25 protein-coding genes are annotated in these 26,233 nt (G+C 69.7%); 19 read left to right on the top strand and 6 right to left on the bottom strand.

The window, feature by feature from the left end:
* Window positions 1–3: 3 nt before the first annotated feature.
* From pdhA to ABIN76_RS04850, 4 genes are read left to right on the top strand one after another with little or no spacing between them, the layout of a single operon-like run.
* A complete protein-coding gene (gene pdhA / locus ABIN76_RS04865; RefSeq protein ID WP_346958658.1) occupies window positions 4–1,011 on the top strand; it encodes a pyruvate dehydrogenase (acetyl-transferring) E1 component subunit alpha in 1,008 nt (335 codons plus the stop codon).
* Window positions 1,008–1,988 carry an alpha-ketoacid dehydrogenase subunit beta gene (locus ABIN76_RS04860; protein WP_346958584.1) on the top strand — a complete coding sequence of 327 codons (981 nt, stop codon included), beginning with the start codon at window positions 1,008–1,010 and terminating at the stop codon, window positions 1,986–1,988. The genes pdhA and ABIN76_RS04860 overlap by 4 nt, the downstream gene beginning before the upstream one ends.
* Window positions 1,981–3,390 carry a dihydrolipoamide acetyltransferase family protein gene (locus ABIN76_RS04855; protein ID WP_346958583.1) on the top strand — a complete coding sequence of 470 codons (1,410 nt, stop codon included), beginning with the start codon at window positions 1,981–1,983 and terminating at the stop codon, window positions 3,388–3,390. Before ABIN76_RS04860 ends, ABIN76_RS04855 begins: the two co-directional genes overlap by 8 nt.
* A gap of 13 nt (window positions 3,391–3,403) precedes the next feature.
* On the top strand, window positions 3,404–3,646 hold the full coding sequence (locus tag ABIN76_RS04850) for a phosphopantetheine-binding protein (RefSeq protein ID WP_346958582.1): 243 nt from the start codon (window positions 3,404–3,406) through the stop codon (window positions 3,644–3,646).
* A 32-nt stretch (window positions 3,647–3,678) separates the two neighbouring features.
* On the opposite strand, the gene ABIN76_RS04845 is transcribed toward ABIN76_RS04850, so the two are convergent.
* A complete protein-coding gene (locus ABIN76_RS04845) occupies window positions 3,679–4,932 on the bottom strand; it encodes an FAD-dependent oxidoreductase (RefSeq protein ID WP_346958581.1) in 1,254 nt (417 codons plus the stop codon).
* Between the two features lie 215 nt (window positions 4,933–5,147).
* Between ABIN76_RS04845 and nadE the strand changes: the two genes are divergently transcribed.
* A complete protein-coding gene (gene nadE, locus ABIN76_RS04840; RefSeq protein WP_346958580.1) occupies window positions 5,148–5,972 on the top strand; it encodes an ammonia-dependent NAD(+) synthetase in 825 nt (274 codons plus the stop codon).
* 37 nt (window positions 5,973–6,009) lie between these two features.
* Here nadE and ABIN76_RS04835 read toward each other — a convergent pair whose 3' ends face one another.
* Window positions 6,010–6,972 (bottom strand): plastocyanin/azurin family copper-binding protein, encoded by a 963-nt coding sequence (locus ABIN76_RS04835; RefSeq protein WP_346958579.1) that lies wholly within the window; start codon window positions 6,970–6,972, stop codon window positions 6,010–6,012.
* 302 nt (window positions 6,973–7,274) lie between these two features.
* Window positions 7,275–8,048 (bottom strand): IclR family transcriptional regulator, encoded by a 774-nt coding sequence (locus ABIN76_RS04830; protein WP_346958578.1) that lies wholly within the window; start codon window positions 8,046–8,048, stop codon window positions 7,275–7,277.
* 230 nt (window positions 8,049–8,278) lie between these two features.
* Between ABIN76_RS04830 and ABIN76_RS04825 the strand changes: the two genes are divergently transcribed.
* The 8 genes from ABIN76_RS04825 to ABIN76_RS04790 all read left to right on the top strand — a co-directional run bounded on the left by ABIN76_RS04825 (window position 8,279) and on the right by ABIN76_RS04790 (window position 16,205).
* Window positions 8,279–9,025, top strand: a complete 747-nt coding sequence (locus tag ABIN76_RS04825; RefSeq protein ID WP_346958577.1) for a CoA transferase subunit A — start codon at window positions 8,279–8,281, stop codon at window positions 9,023–9,025.
* Between the two features lie 41 nt (window positions 9,026–9,066).
* Window positions 9,067–9,768, top strand: a complete 702-nt coding sequence (locus tag ABIN76_RS04820) for a CoA transferase subunit B (protein WP_346958576.1) — start codon at window positions 9,067–9,069, stop codon at window positions 9,766–9,768.
* Window positions 9,765–10,949 (top strand): acetyl-CoA acetyltransferase, encoded by a 1,185-nt coding sequence (locus ABIN76_RS04815; RefSeq protein WP_346958575.1) that lies wholly within the window; start codon window positions 9,765–9,767, stop codon window positions 10,947–10,949. The genes ABIN76_RS04820 and ABIN76_RS04815 overlap by 4 nt, the downstream gene beginning before the upstream one ends.
* Window positions 10,936–11,172 carry a hypothetical protein gene (locus ABIN76_RS04810; protein ID WP_346958574.1) on the top strand — a complete coding sequence of 79 codons (237 nt, stop codon included), beginning with the start codon at window positions 10,936–10,938 and terminating at the stop codon, window positions 11,170–11,172. Before ABIN76_RS04815 ends, ABIN76_RS04810 begins: the two co-directional genes overlap by 14 nt.
* Window positions 11,165–12,322 (top strand): helix-turn-helix domain-containing protein, encoded by a 1,158-nt coding sequence (locus ABIN76_RS04805; RefSeq protein ID WP_346958573.1) that lies wholly within the window; start codon window positions 11,165–11,167, stop codon window positions 12,320–12,322. The genes ABIN76_RS04810 and ABIN76_RS04805 overlap by 8 nt, the downstream gene beginning before the upstream one ends.
* Before the next feature lie 169 nt (window positions 12,323–12,491).
* Window positions 12,492–13,793 carry an MFS transporter gene (locus ABIN76_RS04800; RefSeq protein ID WP_346958572.1) on the top strand — a complete coding sequence of 434 codons (1,302 nt, stop codon included), beginning with the start codon at window positions 12,492–12,494 and terminating at the stop codon, window positions 13,791–13,793.
* Window positions 13,790–15,391, top strand: coding sequence for an AMP-binding protein (locus ABIN76_RS04795; protein WP_346958571.1), 1,602 nt, complete (start codon window positions 13,790–13,792; stop codon window positions 15,389–15,391). The genes ABIN76_RS04800 and ABIN76_RS04795 overlap by 4 nt, the downstream gene beginning before the upstream one ends.
* Window positions 15,392–15,401: 10 nt before the next feature.
* The gene (locus ABIN76_RS04790; protein WP_346958570.1) at window positions 15,402–16,205 is read left to right on the top strand and encodes an SDR family oxidoreductase; all 804 of its coding nucleotides are present in this window, start codon (window positions 15,402–15,404) and stop codon (window positions 16,203–16,205) included.
* A 27-nt stretch (window positions 16,206–16,232) separates the two neighbouring features.
* Here the strand turns inward: ABIN76_RS04790 and ABIN76_RS04785 are convergent, their stop codons facing one another.
* The gene (locus ABIN76_RS04785) at window positions 16,233–17,093 is read right to left on the bottom strand and encodes a 3-hydroxyacyl-CoA dehydrogenase family protein (RefSeq protein ID WP_346958569.1); all 861 of its coding nucleotides are present in this window, start codon (window positions 17,091–17,093) and stop codon (window positions 16,233–16,235) included.
* Between the two features lie 11 nt (window positions 17,094–17,104).
* On the bottom strand, window positions 17,105–18,319 hold the full coding sequence (locus ABIN76_RS04780; protein ID WP_346958568.1) for an MFS transporter: 1,215 nt from the start codon (window positions 18,317–18,319) through the stop codon (window positions 17,105–17,107).
* A gap of 106 nt (window positions 18,320–18,425) precedes the next feature.
* Between ABIN76_RS04780 and ABIN76_RS04775 the strand changes: the two genes are divergently transcribed.
* The 6 genes from ABIN76_RS04775 to ABIN76_RS04750 all read left to right on the top strand — a co-directional run bounded on the left by ABIN76_RS04775 (window position 18,426) and on the right by ABIN76_RS04750 (window position 25,422).
* Complete coding sequence (locus ABIN76_RS04775; protein ID WP_346958567.1) at window positions 18,426–19,001, top strand: TetR/AcrR family transcriptional regulator C-terminal ligand-binding domain-containing protein; 576 nt, start codon at window positions 18,426–18,428, stop codon at window positions 18,999–19,001.
* A 42-nt stretch (window positions 19,002–19,043) separates the two neighbouring features.
* Entirely contained in the window at window positions 19,044–20,099 is a 1,056-nt protein-coding gene (locus tag ABIN76_RS04770; protein WP_346958566.1) for a zinc-dependent alcohol dehydrogenase family protein, read from the top strand.
* A gap of 132 nt (window positions 20,100–20,231) precedes the next feature.
* Window positions 20,232–20,546: a hypothetical protein gene (locus ABIN76_RS04765; RefSeq protein ID WP_346958565.1), complete on the top strand. Its 315-nt coding sequence runs from the start codon at window positions 20,232–20,234 to the stop codon at window positions 20,544–20,546.
* Between the two features lie 11 nt (window positions 20,547–20,557).
* On the top strand, window positions 20,558–23,272 hold the full coding sequence (locus tag ABIN76_RS04760) for a PEP/pyruvate-binding domain-containing protein (RefSeq protein ID WP_346958564.1): 2,715 nt from the start codon (window positions 20,558–20,560) through the stop codon (window positions 23,270–23,272).
* Window positions 23,273–23,341: 69 nt separating this feature from the next.
* Window positions 23,342–24,448: an alpha/beta hydrolase gene (locus ABIN76_RS04755; RefSeq protein WP_346958563.1), complete on the top strand. Its 1,107-nt coding sequence runs from the start codon at window positions 23,342–23,344 to the stop codon at window positions 24,446–24,448.
* A 29-nt stretch (window positions 24,449–24,477) separates the two neighbouring features.
* A complete protein-coding gene (locus ABIN76_RS04750) occupies window positions 24,478–25,422 on the top strand; it encodes an alpha/beta hydrolase (protein WP_346958562.1) in 945 nt (314 codons plus the stop codon).
* A 12-nt stretch (window positions 25,423–25,434) separates the two neighbouring features.
* Here the strand turns inward: ABIN76_RS04750 and ABIN76_RS04745 are convergent, their stop codons facing one another.
* Window positions 25,435–26,178, bottom strand: coding sequence for a glycosyltransferase family A protein (locus ABIN76_RS04745; RefSeq protein ID WP_346958561.1), 744 nt, complete (start codon window positions 26,176–26,178; stop codon window positions 25,435–25,437).
* Between the last annotated feature and the right edge of the window lie 55 nt (window positions 26,179–26,233).

The raw sequence follows: 26,233 nt of genomic DNA, 5'->3' as shown, positions 1-26,233 counted from the left end.
CCCATGGCGGCGCCCGCCGGCCCGCTGGATGCCGCGCACGGCCGGCACCTGCTGCTGCAAATGCTTCGCGTGCGCCGGTTCGAGGAGAAGTGCGTCGAGCTCTACAGCGCCGCCAAAATCCGCGGCTTCCTACACGTCTACATCGGCGAGGAAGCCGTGGCGGCGGGGGTACTGGAGGCGCTGTCGCCGGAGGACGCCGTCGTCGCCACCTACCGGGAACACGGCCACGCGCTGCTGCGCGGTGTGTCAGCGGGGTCGATCCTGGCCGAGATGTACGGCTGCGTGGAGGGCTGCTGCCGGGGACGCGGCGGTTCCATGCACCTCTTCGACGCCGCCACCCGCTTCTACGGCGGGAACGCGATCGTCGCCGGGGGCCTGCCGCTCGCCGTCGGGCTGGCGCTCGCGGACAAGATGGCCGGGCGTTCCCGCGTCACCGTGTGCTTTTTCGGTGAGGGCGCCGTCGCGGAAGGCGAGTTCCACGAAAGCCTTAACCTGGCCGCGCTCTGGCAGCTGCCGGTGCTGTTCTGCTGCGAAAACAACCTCTACGCGATGGGCACGGCGCTGGGCCGCTCCGAGTCGCAGACGGACATCGCGCTGAAGGCCGCCGGGTACGAGATCGCCGCGTGGGCCGTGGACGGGATGGACGTACTGGCCGTGGAGGAGACCGCCCGGCGCGCGGTCGACGCGGTGCGGGCCGGCGGCGGCCCGCACTTCCTGGAACTGCGCACCTACCGTTTCCGGGCGCACTCGATGTTCGACCCGGAGCGGTACCGGGAGAAGGCCGAGGTGGCCCGCTGGCTGGAACGGGATCCGATCGCGCTGCTGCGCTCGGCGATGGAGTCCGCAGGCCAGCTCACCGACGAACAGTGGCAGCAGCTGGAGTCCGACGCCGACGCGGAAGTCACGGCCGGCGTCGAGTTCGCGGATGCCGGCACGCCCGAACCGCTCGAGGACCTCACGCGCTTCGTCTACGGCGAGCCCGGCGCCTGGCCGGAAGGGCGCGGATCATGAAATCCAGCTACCGGGAGGCGCTCCGGGCCGGAATCCGCGACGCGCTGCAACGCGACGAGCGGGTGTTCCTGATGGGCGAGGATGTGGGGGCCTACGGCGGATCCTTCGCCGTGAGCCTGGGCCTGCTGGAGGAATTCGGGCCGGAACGGATCCGCGACACCCCGCTGTCCGAGTCCGGCTTCGTCGGCGCCGGAATCGGTGCCGCGCTGGGCGGGATGCGCCCCATCGTGGAGATCATGACCGTGAACTTCAGCCTGCTCGCCCTGGACCAGATCGTGAACAACGCCGCGTCCCTGCTGCACATGTCCGGCGGCCAGTTCCACGTGCCGCTCGTGATCCGGATGACCACCGGCGCCGGCCGACAGCTCGGCGCCCAGCACTCGCACAGCCTGGAGGGCTGGTACGCGCACATCCCCGGCCTGCGGATCCTCACCCCGGCCACCCTCGAAGATGCCCGCGGAATGCTCTGGACCGCGCTTCAGGACCCTGATCCGGTGCTGATCTTCGAGCACGGTTCGCTGTACAACGTCCCGGGCGAGCTGCCCGACGACGCCGGCGCGGTGGACATCACCAGTGCCGCCATCCGGCGCCCGGGTACCGACGTCTCACTCATCACGTACGGCGGGACGCTTCCGCTCACGCTTGAGGCCGCGGCGCAGCTTGCCGCCGACGGCATCGACGCCGAGGTGCTGGACCTGCGCACCCTGCGCCCGCTCGACGACGCCGCGATCCTCGCCTCCGTGGCCAGGACGCACCGCGCCGTGGTGGTCGATGAGGGCTGGCGCAGCGGCAGCATTTCGGCCGAAATCAGCGCCCGGATCAGCGAACACGCGTTCTTCGAGCTGGACGCGCCGGTGGGCCGGGTCTGCAGCGCGGAGGTGCCGATCCCCTACTCCAAGCACCTTGAACTCGCCGCGCTGCCCTCCGTGGAACGGGTGGTCGCGGCGGCGCGGGAGGCGGCAGGGACGCGTGGCTGATTTCCTGATGCCCTCGCTCGGGGCGGACATGGAGCACGGCAAGATCGTCGAATGGCTGGTCAAGCCGGGCGACTACGTCCGCCGCGGGGACCTGGTGGCCGTGGTGGACACGGACAAGACGGTGATGGATGTCGAGTCCTTCCAGGAGGGTGTGGTCGCGGACCTGCTGGTGGAGATCGGCGAAACCGTGCCGGTGGGGACGCCGCTGGCCCGGATCACGCAGACCCCGGCCGAGGTCGGGGCCCCCAGCCATGAGGGACCGCCGGCCCGGACCGTGGCCGCGAAGCCGGAGTCCGCGAAGGCCGTACCTCCCCCGGCAGCGCCGCCGATCGCGCCGCCGGTCCGGCACCTGGCGCACCGGCTCGGCGTGGACACCGGACGGATCCACGGCACCGGCAAGGACGGAGCCATCACCCGCGCCGACGTGGAACACGCGGTGGCCGCCCGTCCGGCGGTCGCAGGGCGGGTGCGGTCCTCGCCGCGGGCCAGGCGGCTCGCTGCCGAGCTCGGCGTCGAGCTTTCCGCAGTTCCGGGTACCGGGCCGGAGGGCGCCGTGACCGTGGAGGACGTCCAGCGCGCCACGGCCCGCCCGCCGGCCGGTCCCCCTGAGGCTGAGGCGACGGCGGCTGGAGTGCCTCCCGCGGCACCGCCGGCGGTTCCGGCGGCAGAAGCCCCGGCTGCGGCGGAACCGGCGACTGCGGCCCCGGCGTCAGGACCGGCGTCGGAGGCGCGCGACCGGGTGGCCTCGCTGCGCCGGGCCATCGGGGCGCTGATGTCGCGCTCCAAGCAGACCATTCCGCACTATTACCTAAGCACCACCCTGGACCTGCGCGCCGCCGTCGCCTGGATGCAGACCGTCAACGCGCAGCGGCCGGTGGCATCCCGGCTGGTGCCCTCCGCCCTGCTGCTCAAGGCTGCGGCGCTCGCGGCCAAGGACGTCCCGGAGGTCAACGGCTTCTACGTGGACGGCGCGTACCGGCCCAGCGCCGCGGTGCATCTGGGCGTGGCGGTGGCCCTGCGCCAGGGCGGCCTGGTGGCGCCGGCGATCCACGACGCCGACACCCTGCCCCTCGACGAGCTGATGGCACAGCTGCGCGACTTAGTGGGCCGTGCCCGGGCCGGGCGGCTGCAGCGCGCCGAGATGGCAGACCCCACCATCACCGTGACGAACCTCGGCGACCTCGGGGTGGACAGTGTCTACGGCGTGATCTATCCGCCGCAGGTGGCGATGGTGGGCTTCGGCCGCGTGCTGGAGCAACCGTGGGCGGAGAACGGGATGCTGGGCGTCCGGTCCGCCGCGATCGCCACCCTGTCCGCGGACCACCGGGTCAGCGACGGGCTGCGCGGCGGCCGCTTCCTGGCCCGGATCGAAGAGCTGCTGCAAAAACCGGACGAACTGTAGAGACGGAGACCCCATGAACGAACAGGATGCCCGGGCCGCGGTCCGTGCCGCGCTGGGCAAGGTCGCACCCGAGGTGGAGCTGGACGACGTCGACGGCGACGCGCGGCTCCGGCAGGACCTCGAGTTGGACTCGCTGGATTTCCTGCGGCTCGTGGAGACCATCGACGAGGGCACCGGTGTGGACATCCCGGAGCGTGACTACCCCGCGGTCGCCACGGTCGACGGCCTGATCAGCTACCTCGCCACGCACGGCTGACCTGCATCCGCTGCCCCGTCCTCCCGTCGAGGTCAGGGGTGCGGCTGCGGCCGGGCCTCGGCACGCCGCGCGAACGCGGGGGCGTGTTCCGGGCGGGGTCCGAAGCCAATGAGTCTGGGAATGATCCTGCGGAGCGCCGGAACGCGCCGGACCAGGAAGAGGGCCGCGGCGGGAAACGTGGCCCGTCTGCCGGCCATGATCGGGCCGAAGACGGCGCGGTGCATCAGCCGCTGGCCGGTCTGCACGATCACGGTGGGGAGCCGCCGTCGTCGTTCCACGCGTCTGAGATCCGCCGCCGTGACCCTGCCCCGGAGCAGCGCCGGGGCCAGGAGCTCCGCCGCCGCCACGGCATCCTGGATGGCGAGGTTGATGCCGACGCCGCCGGCCGGGGACATTGCGTGCGCGGCGTCGCCGATGCAGAGCAGGCCGTTGATGTGCCAGGACTGCAACCGGTCCAGGCGGACGTCGAGCCAGTGCAGGTCGGCGAGGGAACGGATCGCGTCCACCCGGTCCGCGAGATCCGGCCGAAGCCCGGCGATCCGGCGCCGGAACGCTTCGATGCCCTCCGCGCGGATCCTGGCGTCGGTGCCCTTCGGGGCAAGGTAGCCCATCTGGTAGTAGTCGGTGCGGGACAGTGCCACCAGCGCCTCGCCCGGGCCGAAGGCCGGCACCAGCCCGGCCACCTCGCCGGCTTCGGCGGGATACTTGGGCAGCCGGAACCACCAGGTGTCGAACGGCACCGGAAACTCTTTGGGCGCCAGCCCGACGGCGGCCCGGAGAACCGAATGGCGGCCGTCCGTGGCAACCACCAGGTTGGCCCGGAGCTCGCCCGGTGTGCCGTCCGGGGCGCGGAACCGGACCCCGCGGACGCGGCCCCCGTCGCGGACCAGCCCGGTGGCCGTGTGGCTCATCAGCAGCGTGAACCCCGGCTCCTCGGCAGCGGCGGCGGCCAGGAAGTTCAGGAAATCCCACTGCGGCATCATGGCGATGTAGTTGTACGGCGGCCGCAGGGAATCAAAGTCGCCCATGGTCACCGGCGGCCCGCCCGGGACCGGGAACACGACGCTCCGCAGCCGGCTTTGCGGCAGCCGGCGGAACTCCTCGCCGAGGCCGAGCTCGTCGATCAGCCGGATGGTGGACGGGTGCACCGTGTCGCCGCGGAAGTCACGCAGGAAGTCCGCGTGCTTTTCCAGGACCGTCACCTGCACGCCGGCCCGGGCCAGCAGCAGGCCCAGCATCATTCCGGCCGGACCGCCGCCGACCACCACGCATCCCGTCGTCTCCATGGCCATACGCTACGCCTGCCACCGGTGCCGCGGGAGGGGTTTTCGCGGCGGTTCCGGTCACGGGCGGCGGTTCCGGACCGGGGCGCCCGGGATCCGCGTAGCGCTGGTCCGGATGAGCAGCGGCGGTCCGGGAACGCGGCGGAAGCCAGCGCCGGAGCCGCGCCTCGCCGGGCAACAGTTGAGCCGCGTTGACACGGCTGGCTAGGCTGTGAGGCATGCGTGAACTCCAGGCGAAGATCATTGAAGAAATGGGCGTGCAGCCCCGGATCGACCCTGCCGGGGAGGTGCGCAAACGCGTTACGTTCCTCAAGGACTACCTCAAGGCCAGCCACACCAAGGGCTTCGTCCTGGGCATTTCCGGCGGCCTCGATTCCTCGCTGGCCGGGCGGCTGGCGCAGCTGGCGGTCGAGGAGCTGGACGCCGAGGGAGTGGAGGCGAACTTCGTGGCGGTGCGGCTTCCGTACGGCGTGCAGCACGACGAGGACGACGCGCAGGCGGCCCTGGACTTCGTGCGGGCCAAGACGGAATGGACCTTCAACATCTCGGCCGCGGTGGATGGCTTCGAGGACGAATTCGAGAAGACCGTGGGCAACGGCATCTCCGATTTCCACAAGGGCAACACCAAGGCCCGCACCCGGATGATCGCTCAGTACGCCCTGGCCGGGGAACACAACTACCTGGTGATCGGCACCGACCACGGCGCTGAATCCGTCACCGGGTTCTTCACCAAATACGGCGACGGCGGTGCGGACATCCTGCCGCTCTTCGGCTTGAACAAGCGCCAGAACCGGGCCCTTCTCGCCGAACTCGGCGCCCCGGCGCGCATCTGGGAGAAGGTCCCGACGGCGGACCTGCTGGACCACAAACCCGGCCGCACCGACGAGGAAGAACTCGGCCTGAGCTACGACACCATCGATGACTACCTTGAAGGCCGGGACGTCCCACACGCCGCGGCCGAGCTGATCGAGCAGAAGTACCTGCGGACCCGGCACAAGCGCGCCGTTCCGGTCACCATCTTCGACACCTGGTGGAAGCAGTAACACGTCCGCAGGTGTTCCTGCCCGGACCAGCGCCCGGCTACCTCCTGACTTCCACGGTGCCCACCATGCCCATGAAGTCATGCAGGCCGCAGATGTAATCAAACTCGCCGGCCTTGGTGAAGGTCACGGTGAACTTGCTGTGCGGGGGCATGATTCCCGAGTTGAGGTCTCCGCCGGCAAATTTGGCCGGATTACCTCGGGGGACGAAGAGATTCGCGGGTTCCTTGCCGAAGGTGACGGTATGCGGGGCGCCCATACCGTTGTTGACGAATGTCACTTTCTCGCCCACACGGATTTCGACCTTCTGCCGGACGAAGCGCATCACCATGGACGTTCCGTTATCCGTTCCCGCGATCACGGTGTGTTCGTCCGCCTGGTCCCGGGCCTCTTCCCAGGCCTGGCGACCGTCCCGCAGGATGGCCCGTTCCTGCTTCTCCGCCTGGCGGTCGTACTGGGACTGGCTGTACGGGTAGTCGGTTCCGGCCGCCCGGACGTGGACCACTCCTTTCATCGCCGCGCCATGGACCAGGCAGTAATAGGTGAAGTTGCCCCTGTGCGGGAACGCCAGGGTGTACTTCTCGACTTGCTTGAAGCCACTGTCGGACACGTTCGTCATGACGCCGGAGTTGTAATACGAGTGCCCGTCGTAACTTTTCCCGCCCCGCTGGAAGATGTTCTGCGGCAACGACGGGTTGAAGGGCTGGGTGGACCTCAGGGACTGGCCCTTGGCCAGGAACGTCACGGTGTGGATCTCCGCGGAGTTCGCCTCCCACGTGACCTTGTCGCCCGCATTGATGTAAATGTTCGCGGGCAGGAAGGCCATACCCTGGATGGCCTGACTTGAGGATTCGGATCCGACCTGGACGGTCCACGTCGTAGGCGAGTCGTCGTCGGTGGCGGCGGCGCCGCTGACCGCCACTGGCAACAGCAGGGCGGCGGTGAAAGCGATGAGAAGGCGCAGCAAGCGCGGCGCGTGGTGGGGTTCTGCTGGGAGAGTCATGAGACTCATTCCTTGATAGCGGGGCTGACAGGGGGACAGCCGGGGAACCGGCTCGTCGGGTGCGCCGGCACCGCCTTGGGCGACACCGGTTCGCTCCGGCATGGACTGCGTCCGCCGCGCTCTTCTCCTGCTCCCAGTCCCCCAGCATCAAGGCGGGGAAGTAGTTCGTGGGCCAGACGCGCCACCCGGATTAGGTAATGGGCGCTGTCCAAAGCGCATGCAGCTGCGGCTGCAATTTCCATCGTGCTCCGGGCCTGCCGGTTTGTCGAGAGGAGGGCGGCGCTGCGGCCCTCGCTGCCCGTTTAGGTGCCCTGAAGCTGCAGCGAGATCCGGTGCGCCTCGTCCATCAGCAGGCGGCCCAGGTGTTCCCGGCGGTCTTCGCGGAAACGCGGTTCAATCCCGGTCAGGGACAGCGCCCAGGCAGGCCTGCCCCGCTGGTCGAAGACGGCGGCGCCCATCCCCCAGCTGCCTTCCAGCACCAGGCCCGGGTTAACCGAATAACCCGCCTGCCGGGTCGCCTCCAGATTCGCCCGGACCACTTCCTCGCTGTGGGCAGCGGCAAAGCTCCCGGCATGGGCGGCCCAGCCGGCCAGCAGCGCCTCCTGCTCCGCTGCCGGCAGGAACGCCATGATGGCGGTGCCGGCGGAGGCGACGCCCAGCGGAAAGCGGACGCCCTCATGCAGCACAAAGGATCGCACCGGAAAGCTGCCCTCCTCGCGGAGCAGGCACACCGTTTCTGCGCCGCGGCGGATCGAGAAGAAGGCGCTCTCTCCGGTTTCCTCGGCCAGCCGGCGCAGGCTGGGACGTGCAATGTCCTCCAGCGGGAAGCGCGCCGAGGCCACCGACCCCATCAGCAGGATCTCGGGGCCCAGCACCCAGTTGCCGCTCTGCGGGTCCTGGTCCAGCAGCCCCTCGGCCGCCAGGGACGTCAGCAGCCGGTGGGCGGTGGGCCGGGTGAGCCCGGATTCGCGGACCAGCTCCACCAGCGGGGACCCCTCCGGCTTCCGGCCAACGATCCGCAGCAGGGCCGCGGCACGGCTGACCACCTGCGCTCCCTGAACGGGGACTGGGTTCATCTTTTTCCTCGCGATCCCTCAGAATATTCGTCAAAACATCCACATTGTGGACAGCTCTAAGTCTAGCGTCCACACTGTAAAAAGGCACCGCATGAAGCGTAATTCCAGCGTTGACAGTGCTCCATGCCACACCATAGGCTCCTTCCTCAGGCGAACAGTCCACAACGTGGATCACGGCGGCGGCGCCAGGCCCGGCCGCCGCTGACAACAGGCTCAATGAGGAGATGTAAATGTCAAAGGTGAAATCCGGCGCGGCAGCCGCGCTGCAGGACGTACTGCGGGACGGCATGACGCTCGCGGTCGGCGGCTTCGGCCTCAGCGGCATCCCGGCGGACCTGATCGAGGCCGTCCGCGATTCCGGCGTCAAGGACCTGACCGTGGTCTCAAACAACATGGGCGTGGACGGCAAGGGCCTCGGCGTACTCATCGAGGCGGGCCAGGTCCGCAAGGTCATCGCCTCCTACGTGGGCGAAAACAAGCTCTTCGCCGAGCAGTACCTCGCCGGCAAGCTGGAGGTCGAGTTCACCCCGCAGGGCACCCTCGCCGAGCGCCTCCGCGCCGGCGGCGCCGGCATCCCGGCCTTCTACACCAAGACCGGCGTCGGCACCCTCGTCGCCGAAGGCAAGCCGCTGGCGGAGTTCGACGGCGAAACTTTCGTCCAGGAACGTGCCATCAAGGCCGATGTCTCCCTGGTCCACGCGCACACCGCCGACACCGACGGCAACCTCATCTACCGCTACACCGCACAGAACTTCAACCCCGTGGTCGCCACCGCCGGCACCGTCACCGTCGCGGAGGCCGAGGTGATCGTGGAACCCGGCGAGCTCGACCCGAACCACATCGTCACCCCCGGAGTCTTCGTCCAGCACCTGGTGCAGGCCAGCGACCGGGTCAAGGACATCGAACAGCGCACCGTCCGGCCCCGCGCCGAAGCCGCCGAAGCGACCGACACCGCCGCCACCGCCGTCGCCGTCTAACCAGGCCTAAACGCCGCCACCCACACTTCAGGAGAATCATCATGGCTTGGACCCGGAATGAAATGGCTGCCATCGCGGCCGAAGAACTCAACGACGGCGACTACGTCAACCTCGGCATCGGCATTCCCACGCTGGTCGCCAACAACCTGCGCGACGGCGTCCGCGTGGTGCTGCAGAGCGAGAACGGCCTGCTCGGCATGGGCCCGTTCCCGTATGAGGGCGAGGAGGACGCGGACCTGATCAATGCCGGCAAGCAGACCGTCACCGTCCTGCCCGGCGGCAGCATCTTCGACTCGGCAACCTCCTTCGGCATGATCCGCGGCGGACACGTCAAGGTCGCCATCCTGGGCGCCATGCAGGTCTCCGGCGCCGGCGACCTGGCCAACTGGACCATCCCCGGCAAGATGGTCAAAGGCATGGGCGGCGCCATGGACCTCGTCGCCGGCACCCCGCGCGTTGTTGTCCTCACCGAACACAACGCCAAGGACGGCACCGCCAAGATCGTCAAGGAATGCACCCTGCCGCTCACCGGCCTGAGCTGCGTGGACCGGATCATCAGCGACCTGGCGGTGTTTGACCTTGAAAAGGTCGACGGCGGCCGCCGCCTCACGCTCACCAGGCTCGCCCCCGGCGTCACCGTGGCGGAGATCCGCGAAAAGACGGAGGCGGAGTTCGACGTTGACCCCTCCCTCGACGGAACCCCCGACCACGACGCCAGCAGCCTGGAAGGAGCCACGGCATGAGCCTCAAGGACCAGTTCGGCAAGGATGTCCTGCTCACCGGCTGGGGCCACAGCCGCTTCGGCAAGCTCACGGAGGAGACCCTCGAGTCCCTGATCGTCCAGGTGGCCAGCGAGGCGATCGGCAACGCGGGGATCGAACCCGGCCAGATCGACGAGATCTACCTGGGCCAGTTCAACTCCGGGATGATGCCGCTGGCCTTCCCGTCCTCCCTGGCGCTGCAGGTTTCCGAGCAGCTGGCCAATGTGCCGTCCACGCGCGTCGAGAACGCGTGCGCGTCCGGCTCGGCCGCGTTCCAGCAGGGCACCAAGTCGCTGCTGGCCGGCACCGCCAAGACGGTCCTGGTGATCGGCGCCGAGAAAATGACGCAGGCCGGGGCCGACGTCGTGGGCGCGGCCCTGCTCGGCGCGGACTACGACATGGCCGGCAAGCCCTCCAGCACCGGCTTCACCGGCCTCTTCGCCGAAGTGGCCAAGCACTACGAGAAGCGCTATGGGCCGGTGTCGGACGTCCTGGGCACGATCGCGGCGAAGAACCACCGCAACGGCGTGGACAACCCCTACGCGCAGCTCCGCAAGGACCTCGGCGAGGCGTTCTGCCAGACGGTCTCGGATAAGAACCCGATGGTCGCCGACCCGCTGCGCCGCACCGACTGTTCGCCCGTCTCCGACGGCGCCGCCGCCGTCGTGCTGAGCGTTGCCCCCACCGGCGGTGCCACCGCGCCGGTGCGGCTCGCCGGCTTCGGCCAGGCCAACGACTTCTTCCCGACCGACCGCCGCGACCCCACCGCCTTCGCCGCGACCCGCGCGTCCTGGCAGCGGGCCCTGGCCATGGCTGGCGTCGGGCTGGAGGACCTGGACTTCGCCGAAGTGCACGACTGCTTCACGATCGCCGAACTGCTGATGTACGAGGTCATGGGCCTGACCGAGCCGGGCCAGGGCGCCCGCGCGGTCAAGGAAGGCTGGGTCTTCAAGGACGGCAAGCTGCCGGTCAACGTCTCCGGCGGACTCAAGGCCAAGGGCCACCCGGTCGGGGCCACCGGCGTCTCGCAGCACGTCATCGCGGCGATGCAGCTCACCGGCACCGCCGGGGACATGCAGCTGGCCGCCCCGCGCCGCGCCGCGGTGCAGAACATGGGCGGCGTGGGCATTGCGAACTACGTCAGCGTGCTTGAAGCCGTCTGACGCGCCGCCCGCGGACATGGTGCAGGCCACCAACTGGCTTGGCCTGGCGGCCGGCGCGCCCGTACTGGTGCGCCGGCCCGGCCGCGTCCCCGCCCCCGCGACGGTGGAACTCGCGACCCCGGACGGAAAGATCCTCTGGGTCAGGTACTGGACCTCGGCCGAGCGCGCCATGCTTCACAAGGCCGACGGCACCCAAGTGTGGTGTGGGGCGAATCTTGGCTGAGACCAGCATTGAAGACGTTGCTGACCTGCTCTTCCGCGACCTGCAGTTCCTGAAGGCTGGCAGCGTGGAGCGCTGCGTCACCGAGGTGGCCGGCTACCGGGGCGTGGCCGAGGCGGACATCAGCTCCTCCGTGGAACAGAATCTGCGGATGGCCATCCAGGCCGTGAAATCCGGGACCGTGCCGGAGTCGTCGCAGCTCGCCCTCGAAGCCAGGGTGGCGCAGGTGCGGTTCCACCAGGGCCTGCGGATCGATGACGTGCTGCGCGGCTACCGCCTGTCCATGGCCGTGATCCAGGACCGGTTCCTCGACATCGCCCAGGAGCTCCGGCTCGGCGACCGGGAGGTCCTCGCCGCGCACCGGGTGCTCTGGGGCGTCAGCGATTCCTACACCGCCGCGCTGGTGCACTCCTACCGCGAGAGCAGCGTGCAGCAGGCCGTGCGCGACCACGAACGGCGCCAGGCCTACCTGCGCGCGGTGCTGGCCGGGGCCCTCGCCGGCGCGGAACTGGTGTCCCGCTCCGCCGACTTCGGCATCGATCCGCGGCGCGAATTCCGCGCCCTGCGCGCACGCCCCCGGGCTGGAACGTCTCCGGACGAGCTGCTCGGCGAGCTGGTGGCGCCGCTGCGCAGCGGCGACGGGGTCCTGACGGTCCAATCCGGCGACGTCGTCGGTTTCCTCGCCGCCAAGCCCCCGGCCGGCCGCGCCTCGGCGACCATTGCCGTCGGTCCCCCGCGCCCGCTCACCGCCCTGGCCCAGTCCGACGCCGTCGCAGACCGTGTCTTCGCTGCCGCCTGGCGGCGGCTGGACGGCGGGTCGTTTTGCCTGGAGGACCTGACCTGGCGCACCGCGGCCAGCGATCCGGACGTCACCGCGGTGCTGCGCCGGCGTTACCTGGCGCCGTTCGCCGACGACGCCGAATTCGGCCGGATCGTGCTGGACTCGGTGCAGTCCTACCTGGCCCACGACCGTCGGATTTCCGCCGCCGCGAGGGCCTTGTCCGTGCACGAGAACACGCTGCGCTACCGGCTGCAGAAGTTCGAGCAGCTCACCGGCTCCCGGCTCGACGCGACCGGGACGCTTGTGGAACTCTGCTGGGCGTTCGAGGGCTGCCGGGACGGGACCGCCGCCCCCGGCGACAGGCCGTTGTAGGAATCCACAACCGCCCCCCGAATCCCTTTGAGGTGGCTCCATGTCCGGGGCTGCAGCGCCTCCGTAACGTGGTCTGCATCACAGCCGGACGAACTGCTGACCCTGTGCCCTGCCGGGCCCGGACGGTGCGGCACCCTCGTCCGGACCCATCGGATCTGGGAGTCACCGGATGAGCGTCATCACCGCAGCACCACCTGTCAGCAGGAGCCGCCAACTCGCGGCGGCCACCGTCGGCAACATCGTCGAGTGGTTCGACTGGTACGTCTATTCCATGCTGGCGCTGTACTTCTCCAGCCAGTTCTTCCCCAAGACCGGCGACCCCGTGGTCCCGCTGCTCAGCGCCATGGCGATCTTCGCCGTCGGCTTCTTCATGCGGCCGCTCGGCGGCCTGCTGGGCGGCATGGTGGCGGACCGTATGGGACGGAAGAAGGCGCTCACCGCGACCGTCATGCTGATGGGCGTCGGCAGCCTGTTGGTGGCCGTGGCGCCCACCTACGACCAGGTCGGCGTGCTCTCCCCGATCCTGCTGGTCTTGGCCCGGCTTCTGCAGGGCCTGTCCACCGGCGGCGAATTCGCGGCCTCCTCGACCTTCCTGGTCGAATCGGCTCCGGAGGGCCGCCGCGGCTTCTTCTCCAGCTTCCTCTACATCGGCGCGACGCTCGGCAACGTGGTGGCGATCGCGTCGGTGGCGACGCTCGTGGCCGTGCTGCCGGACGATGCCATGCACGAGTGGGGGTGGCGCGTGCCGTTCGCCATCGGCACCCTCGGCGCCGTCGCCGGCCTGTTCATCCGCCGCTTCGCGGAAGAAACGCTGTCGGTCAACGACGACGCCGACCCGTCACTCCCGGCCGGGACCAAGGCCGCCCGGCCCTCGGCCTTCGAATTCATGCGCACCCACCCCAGGGAATGCCTGCTGGTGTTCGGCATCAACGCCGCACCCACCCTGTTCTTCTACGTCTTCTCCTCCTACCTGCCCACCTACGCGCACATCACCGTGGGCTTCGACATGAAGAATGCGCTGTTCGTCGGCCTGATCTCGCTGAGCTACTTCGCGATCCTGCAGCCGCTGATGGGCATCCTCTCGGACCGGATCGGCCGCAAGCCGCTGCTGCTGGCGTTCGGTGGCGGGTTCACGGTGCTGACCATCCCGCTTCTCAACATGCTGCAGAACAGCTTCCTGTCCCTGCTGCTGGTGCAGATGGCAGCCCTGACGCTGCTCGCCTGCTATACCTCCATCACCTCCGCCGTGATGTGCGAGCTCTTCCCGGCCCGCATCCGGGCCGCCGGCATCGGCCTTCCCTACGCCCTGGGCGTGGCGCTGGTCGGTGGCACCGGGCCGTACGTGGCCACCTGGCTGGCCGACGCCAAGATGATCGACGCCTTCGGCTGGTACCTGACCATCCTCGCGGCGATCACCACGGCCGTCTTCCTGCGCCTCAAGGAGAGCTACCGGACGGGGCTGCCCCAGTGAGCGTGATCGGATTTTTTGACCGCGGCTGGAGCTGCAACCCGAACGGCGTGGCCTACGTGCAGGAACACAACGCCTTCACGTTCACCGAGGCCGGCGAACTGTCCTGCCGGATCGCCAACGCCTTGCTGGACTCCGGCCTCTCCCCCGACGCCAAGGTCGCGGTGCTCTCTCCAAACGACCCGCTCGCCTGGATCTGCGTGCTCGGTATCTGGCGGGCCGGACTGACCTGGATCCCAGCCAACCCGGCAAGCCCGACAGTTGAAACGGCGCACCTGCTAGCCGGCTTCGACGCCGAACTGGTGATCTTCCACGCCGACCTCGATGAGGCGGCCCGGCAGCTCCAGAACCGACTGCCCGGCGTCCGTCAGTGGATCCGCTTCGGGCCCGACGCCGGTGCGGAGGCCGCCGAAGACGCCGCCCAGCCGGCCGGACCGGCGCCAGGGACAACCGCCTTTACCCAATGGATCGCAGCCCAGCCGGCGACCAAACCCGCCGTCAACGCCTCGCCCGACGACGTCGTCTCACTGGCCCCCACCGGCGGCACCACGGGCTTGCCGAAAGGCGTGATGAACACCAACCGGAGCCTGTCCGCCTTCGTGGCGCTCCTGATGATGGCGGCCCACTACGGTTCCGAGGACGCCGTGGTGAACCTCGCCGCCGCGCCCATGACCCACACCGCGGGCCTGCTGAGCCTGGCTGCCACAGCTCGCGGCGGGACCGTCGTCGTCCTGCCCAAAGCGAGCCCGCACGCGGTCCTCGACGCGATCGAGACGTACGCGGTGACGGACCTGTTCCTGCCTCCCACCGTGATCTACCGGCTCCTGGAGGTGCTCAAGGAGCAACCACGGGACCTGTCCTCGCTGCACTACCTGATCTACGGCGCGGCCCCGATGTCGGTGGAGAAGCTGCGCCAGGCGCTGACCTCGATCGGCCCGGTGATGATGGAACTTTACGGACAGATGGAAGCCCCGGCGTCGGTGACCTTCCTGCGCCCGGACGAGCACTTCGTGGCCGGCGCGATCGCCCCGGACTCCCGGCTCTCCTCCTGCGGACGGCCGTATCCGCTGGTCCAGGTCGAAATCCGCGACGACGACGGCCGGGCCGTTCCGGCCGGGACGCCCGGCGAGATCTGTGTCCGCGGCGACCTGGTCATGAAGGGCTACTACAAGAACCCGGAACAGACGGCGCAGGCGCTGCGGGACGGCTGGCTGCACACCGGCGACATCGGAGTCTTCGACGACGAAGGCTACCTGCACCTGACCGACCGGCGGCGGGACCTGATCATCTCCGGCGGTTTCAACGTCTACCCGAGCGAAGTGGAGCAGGTGATCTGGAGCCACCCGGCCGTGCGCGACTGCGCGGTGGTCGGCTCCCCGCACCCGGACTGGGGCGAGGCAGTGACCGCCGTCGTCGAACTGAACGAGGGCTGCACCGTCACGGAAGCGGAAGTCATCGCCCTGTGCAAGCAGGAGCTGGGGAGCATCCGGGCGCCGAAAGCCGTGCACCTGGTCCCCGCGCTGCCGCGCAGCGTCAACGGCAAAGTCCTGAAGAAGACCATCCGCGAAACCTTTTGGCGCAACGAGAAATCCAAGATCTAGGAGAACACTGATGACGAAGAGACTGCAGGGAAAGATCGCTTTGGTGGTGGGGGCCGGTTCCAGTGCCCCGGGAATGGGCAACGGCAAGGCCACGGCCATCGCATTTGCCCGCGAGGGCGCCACGGTAGTGTGCGCCGACGTCAACGAGGCGGCAGCCAAGGAGACGGAGCGACTGATCCTGGCCGAGGGCGGCCAGGCGCGGCATCTCGCCTTCGATGTGACGGACTCCGGTGCGGTGGGCCACGCCGTCGCGTCCGTCATCGACGAGTTCGGCCGGATCGACGTCCTCGACAACAACGTGGGCATCGCCAAGGTGGGCGGCGTGGTGGAGCTGGACGAGGCCGAGTGGGACCGGGTCCATGCCATCAACTTAAAGGGCCCGTTCCTGACCATGAAGCATGTTATTCCGCACATGGTTGCCCAGGGCGGCGGCTCCATCATCAATATTTCGTCGCTGGCGAGTATCCGCTGGACCGGGGTGCCCTATTCCACCTATTACTCCTCCAAGGCGGCGCTGAACCACCTGACCCGCACGACGGCGGCGGAGTACGCTGCAAAGCACGTCCGGATCAACGCCATCCTGCCGGGCCTGATGGAAACCCCGTTTGTCACGGAGTCCGCCGAACTGGCCGGCGCCTACGCGGAGGGGAAGCGCGAGGAAATGCTCAAGAAGCGGCATGCCCAGGTGCCGATGGGTCACATGGGCACGGCCTGGGACGTCGCGAACGCCGCGGTGTTCCTGGCCAGCGACGAATCCGCCTACATCACCGGCATCGAACTGCGGGTCGACGGCGGCATTTCGCTGGGCTTCTAGGGCAACTCTTAGGAGCCCGCGTTGGGGTCAGGAGTAGTCGTTGTAGAAACCGCGGCCGCTCTTGACCCCCAGCCAGCCCTTCCCGATGTAGTCCTGCAGCAGCGGCGCCGACTTGTTCTCCATGCCGGCCAGCTCGCAGTAGTGGTTTTCGATGTCGAGGACCACGTCCAGGCCCACCTGGTCCATGAAGCGGAACGGTGCGGTGTCGGCTTTGAACACGTCGAGGAACAGGGCGTCGACGTCTTCGGGTTCGGCGACCCCCTCCGCCACGACCAGCAGGGATTCGCGCTTGATCGCGGCCCAGACACGGTTGAAGATGAAGCCGGTGCTCTGCTTGCGGACCAGGTGCGGGGCCAGGGCGTACTTCGGCAGCTCGGCCATCAGTAGCTCCATGATCGACGGATCGGTGAGGCCGCTGGACATCAGCTCCACCGAGCGCACCGCCGGGGGCATGTAGAAGTGCAGGTTCAGGACGCGTTCCGGCGCGTCCACCCCGTCGATGAACTCCGACGACGCGAACGAGGAGGAATTGCTCGCCAGCACGGCGTCGGGCGCGGCCAGACGGTCAAGGTCCGCGAAGATTTTCTTCTTGAGTTCGAGCTTTTCCGGCACCGCCTCGACGACGAGCCAGGCGTCCCGGAGGGCGGCGGCGAGATCGTCGCTGGCCGTGAACCGGCCCTCAGGTGTGCCGCCGAACTCCTTCGCGACGCCGGGCCGCTCGGTTCCGATGTAATCGACGGCGGCCTGTGCCACGGCAAGGTTGGTGTCGAAGACGCGCACCTCGGCACCCCGGAGCGAGAGCATCAGCGCGATGCGGCGGCCCAGCGTGCCGCCGCCGATCACGGTGATGGGGCGGCCTGCCATGTCGGCCGGAAGGGTGAAGCTCATGTCGGTTCCTTTCAGGAGGCTGCTGACGTTCCAGCAACCAGGTCGATGGGGTTGTTGCCGGTCGTCGCCTTGGCGGTCAGCACCAAGGCTGGGACGGCGGCCAGCACCAGGGCGGCACCATAGATCAGCGTCGTGCCCTTCATGCCGGCCACGGCGACCAGCAGTCCGGCGGCCACTGCGGGGACGCTGAAGCCGAGGTAACAGATCAGGTAGATGCTGGAGAGCATCCCGATGCGCTCGTGCGGCCCGCACAGCGGCAGCGTCATCCGCATCGCGCCGAAGTAGCCGCTGCCGAAGCCGACGCCGGCCACCATGGTGCCGGTGAAGTAGAGCGGCGCGGACCCCAACTGGACGGCGAGGACGGTCAGGGATATCCCGGCGATCAGGGAGACGACGCCGGTCAGGAGCGTGTTCCGGTCGGACCAGGGGCGGACGACGAGGATCGCCAGGGCCCCCGGGACGAAGAGAGCGAACAGGGCCAGCCCGCCCACCAGCACGGAGCTGTCCTTCGTGATCGAATGCGCAAGGGCCGGCCCGAGGGAAAGATAGAACCCTGCGAGCGCCCAGGTCGCGGCCGCCACCGGCATGGTCGCAGCCATCGTCTTGCGCGCGGAACTGGGGACCTTCGCTTCGGGAACCAGGGAACGGAGCCAGCCGGGGGCTTTCCGCCCCGCGCTCGGCAGCCACAGCAGGGCGGTCCCGAGGACCAGCAGCAGGGCAGCGAGGAAAAAGTACACGGTCTTGGTTGGTTCCGGCAGGAACCGGACAAGGCACGCCGAGCCGAGCGCGCCGATGGAGAGCCCGACCGGCGAGGCGGCACTGTTCACGAGGGAGCCGCGGCCCCGGCGGCCGGCGCCTTCGAAGGCCAGCAGCGCGGCCCCGGCCGCGCCCATGGCCGCGCCGGTAGCGACGCCCTGCAGGGCCCTCGCCGCGAGGAGCATTTCCGGACCGGGTGCGAACGCGAAGGTCATCATGGCCCCGATCTGCAGCGCCACGGCCCCCAGCAGCACGGGCCGCGTGCCGAGATGGTCCGCCAGCGACCCGACCACCAGCAGCGTCAGCAGCACGGCCACCGCGTATACGGCGAAGACGACCGTCACGGCGGCGGAGCCGAGCCCCCATTCCCGCGCGTAAAACTCGTACAACGGCGACGGCGCCGACGAGGCCCCGATGAAGACCGTCAGGAGCGCCGCGTGAAGCCAGAAGGCGGTACCGGTGTTCTTCAATGCTTTCCCTGCCTACTATCAAGAAGGACTAATGCACAATCTATGCATTAAGAGATTAGCACCGGAAACCGCTGCTAAAGCAGAGGTTTTGCTTTAGCATGGTGTGATGATGGCTACAGCGACTCCGCGCCCGGGCGGCCGTAGCGCACGGGTCCAGCAGGCAGTGCACCAGGCGGTCCGCGCGCTACTGGAGGAGAACGGCGGCGACCGCTCGGTCCTGTCGGTGCCGCTGGTGGCCGAACGCGCCGGAGTGAACTCCTCGACCATCTACCGGCGGTGGGGGGACCTGCCGCGGCTGCTCGCCGCCGTCGCCTCCAACCGGATGCTGCCCGAGCAGGTGGAGGACACCGGGTCGCTCAAAGGGGACATGGAGGCCTGGTTTGTCCCGTACGTCGAGGAATTTTCGTCCCCGTTGGGGCGGCAGGTGCTGCGCGACATGCTCGCGGACGGCGCCGTGACCCGGGACTATTTCGCACTCATGCAGGGGCATGTCGAGGAGATCCGGAGGCTGGCCCAAGCGCGCGGCGAGACCGCGCCAGCGGCCCGGGACATCGTCGACACCGTGGTGGCGCCGGTCATTTACCGCATCCTGTTCAACCATGAGTCTGCCCCGGAATTGAGGGTCCAGGACCGGATCAGCCGGTTGCTCCGCCTCGGGACCGCTTCCGACGTCCGGGACTAGACTCGGTTTCACCCCCATCCGTTATTCAGGCGAGGAGCCCTCATGCGCGCCACCATCATCCACGGCCCGGGCGACATCCGGGTCGAAGACCGCGAGTACCCCACCGTCCAGCAGCCCACCGACGCCGTCGTGAACGTCACCGCCTCCTGCGTCTGCGGCTCCGATCTGTGGCCGTACCGGGGCGTCCGGCCCACGCACGAGCCGCGTGCGATCGGCCATGAGTTCATCGGCCTGGTCGAAAGCATCGGCGACGCGGTGACCGAACTGGCCGTGGGCGACCTGGTGATCGCGCCGTTCGTGGTCAGCTGCGGCAAGTGCCCGCAGTGCCTCAACGGCGTCACGGTCGCCTGCGACCACCTGGCCGGCTGGGGCGGCAAGGACGACACAGGGCACGCGATCGACGGCGGCCAGGGCCAGGCGGTCCGGGTTCCGCTGGCCGACGCCACCCTGGTCAAGGTGCCGGGCGTCACCGAGCCCGACGACGCGCTGCGCGCCAGCCTGCTGACCCTCTCCGACGTCATGGCCACCGGCCACCATGCTGCCCTCGCGGCGAAGGCCGGCCCCGGCCGGACCGTCGTCGTGGTGGGCGACGGCGCCGTCGGCCTGTGCGGCGTGCTGGCCGCCAAGCGGCTGGGCGCGGAACGGATCATCGCCATGTCCCGGCACGCGGACCGGCAGGCCATCGCCCGCGAGTTCGGCGCCACCGACATCGTGGCGGAGCGCGGAGACGACGGCGTCGCAAAAGTCCGCGAACTTCTTGGCGGGGTGCTGGCCGATTCCGTCCTGGAATGCGTCGGCACCAAAGAATCCATGGACCAGGCGCTGCACAGCGTCCGCCCGGGCGGCGCCCTCGGTTTTGTCGGCGTGCCGACCGGCGGCGCCGAGATCCCGCTGCGCTACCTCTTCGACACCAACATCTCGATCGGCGGCGGAATGGCCCCGGCCCGGACCTACATCCCGGAACTGCTCGCCGATGTGCTCGACGGCAGCATCAACCCGGGCCGGGTGTTTGACGTCGTCATGCCGCTGGAGGAGGCGCCGGAGGCCTACCGCGCGATGGACGAACGGCGGGCCATCAAGGTCCTGCTCACGCCGTAGCCGCGGGACGGCCGGCGGCGCGCCGGCCGTCCGTCAGCCGGGTGCGTCGGCGGGGTCCCGGGGCCCTTGCACTGCCGGGGCGGCGGGTCTAGCGTGATGCGCATCAGCACCCGCAGCCGTCAAGGAGCCGTCATGGCCAGGTTTGTGCAGATCATTGAATTCCAGTCGTCCCGCATCGAGGAGATCGAAGCCCTCGGCAGGCCTTCCCGGACCGAGGGGGACACCGCCCCGACCTTCCGCCGGATCCTGAACACGGCGGACCGCGATCGGCCCGGCACGTACCTCACCATCGTCGAATTCGATTCCTACGAGTCGGCGATGGAGAATTCCGGGCGGCCGGAGACCTCCGAGTTCGCGGCGCGCATGGCCGCCCTGTGCGACTCCCCGCCGGTGTTCCGCAACCTGGACGTCCAGTGGGAGGACGCCGGCGACGCGGCGACCGCTTAGGCGGCCGGCCCATGCGCACCGAACCGGACGACGATGAACTCAACAACTATGTGCTGACCCTTGGCCGGGCGGGCTCCGCGCCCCTGCGGCTGGTCGGCGGCAAGGCCCTGAACCTTGGGAAACTCATTTCCGCGGGTTTTCCGGTGCCGCAGGGTTTCTGCCTGACCACCGGTTCCTACCGCCTGACGGTTCCACCTGCGCTGGATGCCCTGGCCGCCCGGCTCGACGAGGGCGACGGCGGCGGCCCCGGCACCGACACAGCAGCCGGTTCCACGGCCGGGCCGGACCCTGCGGAGCTGGACAGGCTCGCGGCCAGCGCCCGTGAGCTGATCGTTTCAGCGGCTGTTCCCGCCGACGTCGATGCGGCAGTCCGGACGGCCTACGCGGCGCTGGGCGCCCAGCCGGCCGTCGCGGTGCGCTCCTCCGCCACCGCCGAGGACCTTCCGTTCGCCAGCTTTGCCGGCCAGCAGGATTCCTTCACCGACATCACCGGCGCCGACGCCGTCGTCGACGCCGTCCGGCGCTGCTGGGCTTCGCTGTGGACCGACCGGGCGGTCGCGTACCGGTCCGCCAACGGGATCAGCCACCGCGAGGTGGGGCTCGCCGTCGTCGTCCAGATCATGGCCGACGCCGCCACTGCCGGCGTGATGTTCACCGCCAACCCGGTGACCGGAACCCGGACCGAAACGGTGATCAACGCCAGTCCCGGGGCCGGACAGGCAGTGGTGTCCGGCGCGGTGAACCCGGACCAGTTCACCCTGGACACGGCGACGGCGGCGGTCCTGCGCCGCGTGCGCGGACATGGCGATCCGGCGCGTGGGTTCAGCCTGGCTGAGAAGGAACTCGGCGAACTGACCAGGCTGGGGGATGCCGTCCAGCGTCTCTTTGGCGCACCGCAGGATGTGGAGTGGGTCATCGACACGGCGGGCACCCTGTGGCTGACCCAGTCCCGGCCGATCACCACGCTGTATCCGCTGGAGGATCCGCTCTCCGGCGACCCGTCCGCCCTGAACCCGGATCCCGACGGCGGAACCCGGGTCTACCTGTGCGGGACACTCCTGCAGGGGCTCACCCGTCCGATCACACCGATCGGGCTGGCCGCCCTCGGCCTGATGCGGAACCGCAAGGGGCCCTGGCGCTACATCAACCCCGGGCTGAGGATGTACGTGGACCTGACGGCGGTGGTGCACAACAAGTGGGGCCGCCGCTACCTGACCCGGATCCTCCCGCTGGCGGACGGCAGGTCCGCCGCCATCTTCCCCGAACTGCTGGCCGACCCGCGGTTCGCGGCCGCCGAGCAGCCGCGGAAGTCCCGGCCCCGGACGCCCCGGCCCGGCCGCAGGGCGGGGACCCGCGGCACCGAAACCGGCGCCAGCCTCGGCATGGTCCTGGGCCTGGTCCCAGCGCTCATCGGCGCCACGCTCCGGCCCGCGGCGGAACTCCGCCGGGTGGACGCCTACGGAAAACGCCTCGCAGCGGAACTCGTGTTGCCTGAGCCCGCCACCGCGTTGCAGCGGCTCGACTACGCCGAACAGATCACGAACCGCACCATCGACGGCCTGATCCGGGCCACCCTGCCCGCCCCGTCCGTGGGCTACATCATGCTGGCGGTGGCCCGGCGGCTGCTGCGCGGCATTGCCCCGCCCCGCGAGCTGGAGGCGGTGCTGCGCGGGCTGCCGCACAACGTGACCACGGAGATGGACCTTGAACTTTGGCAGCTGGCCGTGGACATCGGCGCCGCTCCCGCCGCGCGGGAGGCTTTCCTGGCGGAGCAGCCGGCCCAGCTGGCCGACACCTACCGCGCAGGCTCCCTCCCCGCACCGGCGCAGGCCGGAGTCCGGGATTTCCTGGCCCGGTATGGCCACCGAGCGGTGGCCGAGATCGACCTCGGCATGCCGCGCTGGTCGGAGGAACCGGACCACATCCTGGGCATGATCTCCAACTACCTGCGCGTGGAGGACCCCGAGCAGGCCCCGGACCGGCAGTTCCGCCGGGCCGCCGAGCATGCGGAGGACAGGATCCGCAGCCTGGTGGACCGGGCCGCCGAGCACGGCAAGTGGCGGGCCCGGCTGCTGGAACTGTCGCTGCATCAGGTCCGCGAGCTGTCCGGCCTGCGCGAACTGCCGAAGTTCCACATTGTGAAGATCCTCGGCGAAATGCACCGCCAGCTGCTGCTGGTCGGCGCGGAACTGGTCCGCACCGGGGGCCTGACGGCGGCCGGCGACGTGTTCTTCCTGGACTTCGCCGAGCTCCGCGTGGCCCTGCGGGGCGCCGGAATGCAGGATCTCGTCGCCGGGCGCCGCCGCCTGTACGACGTCGAACTGCGCCGACGCCACATCCCCCGGCTGCTGCTCTCCGACGGGACGGACGTGGAGGCCGCCGTGATGGCGAAGAGGCCGGCCACGGGCGCCTTGTCCGGGACGCCGGCCTCGGCCGGCACCGCAACCGGGACGGTCCGGGTGGTCATGGAACCGGTGGGCGCCCGCCTCGAACCCGGCGAGATCCTGGTGGCCCCTTCGACGGACCCCGGCTGGACCCCGCTGTTCATGACGGCCGGCGCGCTGGTGATGGAGATGGGCGGCGTGATCTCGCACGGCGCCGTCGTCGCCCGCGAATACGGCATCCCCGCGGTGGTCGGCGTGCCGGACGCCACCACCCGGCTGCACACCGGCCAACGCGTCACCGTCGACGGCGCCGCCGGCACGGTCCGCGAACTGCAGGACTGAGCGCAGCCGCGGAGCCAGGACAGGCTGCCCTCACCGTGGTAGCACAGCCGTGCCAGTTAGAATGGGAGCATGACCCCGGCGGTCCAGCCCCCACCCCAGCAGCACCCCGCGCTTCCGTCCCGGCCGATGCCCCCTGCCCGTTACCCTGCGCAGCCGGCCGGCGGGGCCTTCGGCCTGGCCCGCCGCGCCCGCGGTGTGCTGCGCCGGGTTCCGGTGTGGGCCTGGCGGGCCCTGATGCACTCGTTGGGCCCTGGCGAAAAGGCCCGCTTCAACGCCCAGCCCATCACCGGCGTCGACTACGTCCACGACATTGACTTCGTCGGGGACGGCATCAGGGCCCACCGCCTGGACGTGATCACCCCCGCCGGCGCAGCGGCGGCTGACCGCACTGCCGCCGACGACGGCACTGTTGACGGCGCCGGCCCGCTCCCGGTCTACGTCTACTTCCACGGCGGGGGCTGGACCTCGGGCGACAAGGCCCCGCTGACCAAGTACTGCGCAAGCCAGGCCGAAGGCGGGATGGTGGCGGTCAACGTGAACTACCGCCGGGCGCCGCGCTTCCACATGGGCCACGTCCTCCAGGACGCCAATGCGGCGCTGGCCTGGGTCCGCGACAACATCGCCGGCTACGGCGGGGATCCTGCGCGGATTGTCCTCGGCGGCGACTCCGCCGGCGGCCAGATCGCAGCCCTCCTCGCCGCGGCCAGCTTCCGCCCGGAACTGGCCAGCCATTACGCCCTGGAACCGGCAACCCCCGCCCCGAGCCTGCGGGGCCTGGTGCAGCACTGCAGCGTGACGGACTTCTCCGTGTTCTTCGACAAGGGCTTCGTGCTCAGCTTGAACTTCGTCCGGATGCTCCTGCCCCGGGCGGCGCGCGGCCCCGGCCGCCGTATTGCCAGGCTGCGCGCCGCGGCCGGCTTCCTGTCCCCGATCGAATGGCTCGATGCGCGGTTTCCGCCGGTCTTCGTGACCACCTCGGAACGGGATTTCTTCTACGCCGCGAACCTGAACTTCATCGAGCGCCTGCGCGGACATGAAGTCCACGTGGACACGCTGATTTACGGCTGGGACGCGCCGAACACCGAACACACCTGGCAGCAGGACTTCCGCTACCCGGAGTCGCAAGAGGTCTACCGCCGCCTGCACGCGTTCGTGCGCCGGGTGGCCGGCGCCTGAGGCCCACGCCCCGGGTCTATGTTTAGTCCATGGCGTCAACAGGCCGCAATCTTCCGGGCGTACCGGAACCAGACCCCGGGGTTTTCGGCTCCGGGCTCATCGACGAGGCCGCCCGGCTGGACGCCGCCCTGCCCGACGTCGACTGGTCCGCCCCGCCGCCGGGCTCCATCCGCGGCGAGTTCCGGGCACCCAGTGGTGCGCTGGCGACCTTGTCCATGGGCGAGCCGGGACGTCCGCGGGTGCTGCTGGTTCCCGGGGTCACCGGCTCCAAGGAAGACTTCTCGCTGATGCTGCCCCAGCTCGCCGCGGCCGGCTATTTTGTGCTCAGCTACGACATCGCCGGCCAGTACGAATCGGCCGCCGCCGGGCCGGAGCAGCTCGACCCGCCCCGGGAACACTACGACTACCGGCTCTTCACCGACGACCTGATCGCCCTGCTGGAAGCCGGGGAAGGCGCCGCGCACGTCGTCGGCTACTCCTTCGCCGCGATCGTCGCGCAGCTTGCCTTCGCGCAGCGGCCCGAGCTGTTCCGCAGCCTGACGCTGCTCAGCTGTCCGCCCGAACCCGGCAACAGCTTCCGGGGCGTCCAACGGATCGGCCGGTTCAGCGGCCGGGCCGGCGCCGGGGTGGGTGCGGCGCTGATGGTGTGGGGCATCCGCAGCAACGTGGTCCGTGTGGCGCCGAACCGGATCCGTTTCGTGCGGTACCGGTTCCGCTTTACCCGCCGGGCATCCGTGCGGGACATCTTCGGGCTGATGCAGCACGCCCCGGATCTGCGGCCGGTCCTGGCCGCGGCGGCGGTGCCGAAGTTTGTTGCCGTCGGCGAACACGACCTGTGGCCGCTCGCCCTGCACCGCCGCTTCGCCCAGGCGATCGGCGCGAAGATCGCCGTCTACCGGGGCGGCCACAGCCCCAGTGAAACGTCCCCGCACCAGATGAGCCGGGACCTGACCGCCCTCTACGCCGACCGCTGACCGCCGCGGCGATTAGCGCCGGTGGGTACGGTTCCAGCGCCCGCGACGGCGGCGTCGCCGCAGCGGGGGTTCCGACCGGAACTCGACGGCGAACGTCGTCCACGCCATGGACAGCCGGCGCCCGGCGGCGTGCCAGCTGTCGAACGGCCGGGCCGAAACGCCTACCCGCAGCGCGGGCTCCCAGAGCACGGACACCTCGGGAGGAATCTGGTAGGACATGTCGAGGTCGTCGTGGACCGGCGGCCAGCCCCGGTGGACGCGCCCCCGGATCTTCTCCCAGGCGCCGGCCCGCAGTGCGAAATTGGAGCCGAACAGCGGCGGGTGCCCCAGCAGGAGCCCGACGGCCCAGCGGTAACCGGGAATCCAGACGTTTCCGCCCAGCCAGCGGCCGAATCGCGTCCCGCCGTAGAACTCCCCCGGACCGCTCACCGCTGTCAGCGGACCGGCCCGGTCCAGGATGGCCTCGACGCGTTCCAGCCAGTCCGCAGGCGGGACGGAGTCGGTATCCAGGCGCGCGATGATCTCCGACTCCGCCTCATCAAATCCCCGGGCGGTGGCGGCCGCGATCCCGGGCAGCTCAACAGCGATCCGCCGCACCCCCGCGGCCGCGCAGACCTCGGCAGTGTTGTCCGTGCTGCCGTTGTCCACCACAATCACCTCGTCCGCGCGGCGGCTCTGCCGGGCGAGTGCCTCAAGGCACACCGCCAGCGGCTGCGCATCGTTCCGGGTGGGAATTACCACCGAAATTGTTGACATGGTGAGCCGACTATAGCTTCCACCCGGGACTAACTCCCGCACTCAGACTCTTGCA

This window comes from uncultured Arthrobacter sp., from assembly GCF_964021775.1.
Lineage (GTDB): Bacteria > Actinomycetota > Actinomycetes > Actinomycetales > Micrococcaceae > Arthrobacter.
The sequence above is the reverse complement of the archived record's forward strand: the minus strand, read 5'-3'. Positions and strand labels throughout refer to the sequence as shown.

Coding starts and splice junctions, on each gene's coding strand:
- ABIN76_RS04745 (WP_346958561.1), bottom strand. CDS start 26,178: ATGTCAACAATTTCGGTGGTAATTCCCACCCGGAACGATGCGCAGCCG.
- ABIN76_RS04785 (WP_346958569.1), bottom strand. CDS start 17,093: ATGAGCTTCACCCTTCCGGCCGACATGGCAGGCCGCCCCATCACCGTG.
- ABIN76_RS04815 (WP_346958575.1), top strand. CDS start 9,765: ATGAGCCTCAAGGACCAGTTCGGCAAGGATGTCCTGCTCACCGGCTGG.
- ABIN76_RS04775 (WP_346958567.1), top strand. CDS start 18,426: ATGATGGCTACAGCGACTCCGCGCCCGGGCGGCCGTAGCGCACGGGTC.
- ABIN76_RS04790 (WP_346958570.1), top strand. CDS start 15,402: ATGACGAAGAGACTGCAGGGAAAGATCGCTTTGGTGGTGGGGGCCGGT.
- nadE (WP_346958580.1), top strand. CDS start 5,148: ATGCGTGAACTCCAGGCGAAGATCATTGAAGAAATGGGCGTGCAGCCC.
- ABIN76_RS04765 (WP_346958565.1), top strand. CDS start 20,232: ATGGCCAGGTTTGTGCAGATCATTGAATTCCAGTCGTCCCGCATCGAG.
- pdhA (WP_346958658.1), top strand. CDS start 4: ATGGCGGCGCCCGCCGGCCCGCTGGATGCCGCGCACGGCCGGCACCTG.
- ABIN76_RS04800 (WP_346958572.1), top strand. CDS start 12,492: ATGAGCGTCATCACCGCAGCACCACCTGTCAGCAGGAGCCGCCAACTC.
- ABIN76_RS04860 (WP_346958584.1), top strand. CDS start 1,008: ATGAAATCCAGCTACCGGGAGGCGCTCCGGGCCGGAATCCGCGACGCG.
- ABIN76_RS04825 (WP_346958577.1), top strand. CDS start 8,279: ATGTCAAAGGTGAAATCCGGCGCGGCAGCCGCGCTGCAGGACGTACTG.
- ABIN76_RS04760 (WP_346958564.1), top strand. CDS start 20,558: ATGCGCACCGAACCGGACGACGATGAACTCAACAACTATGTGCTGACC.
- ABIN76_RS04755 (WP_346958563.1), top strand. CDS start 23,342: ATGACCCCGGCGGTCCAGCCCCCACCCCAGCAGCACCCCGCGCTTCCG.
- ABIN76_RS04750 (WP_346958562.1), top strand. CDS start 24,478: ATGGCGTCAACAGGCCGCAATCTTCCGGGCGTACCGGAACCAGACCCC.
- ABIN76_RS04835 (WP_346958579.1), bottom strand. CDS start 6,972: ATGACTCTCCCAGCAGAACCCCACCACGCGCCGCGCTTGCTGCGCCTT.
- ABIN76_RS04850 (WP_346958582.1), top strand. CDS start 3,404: ATGAACGAACAGGATGCCCGGGCCGCGGTCCGTGCCGCGCTGGGCAAG.
- ABIN76_RS04770 (WP_346958566.1), top strand. CDS start 19,044: ATGCGCGCCACCATCATCCACGGCCCGGGCGACATCCGGGTCGAAGAC.
- ABIN76_RS04830 (WP_346958578.1), bottom strand. CDS start 8,048: ATGAACCCAGTCCCCGTTCAGGGAGCGCAGGTGGTCAGCCGTGCCGCG.
- ABIN76_RS04845 (WP_346958581.1), bottom strand. CDS start 4,932: ATGGAGACGACGGGATGCGTGGTGGTCGGCGGCGGTCCGGCCGGAATG.
- ABIN76_RS04820 (WP_346958576.1), top strand. CDS start 9,067: ATGGCTTGGACCCGGAATGAAATGGCTGCCATCGCGGCCGAAGAACTC.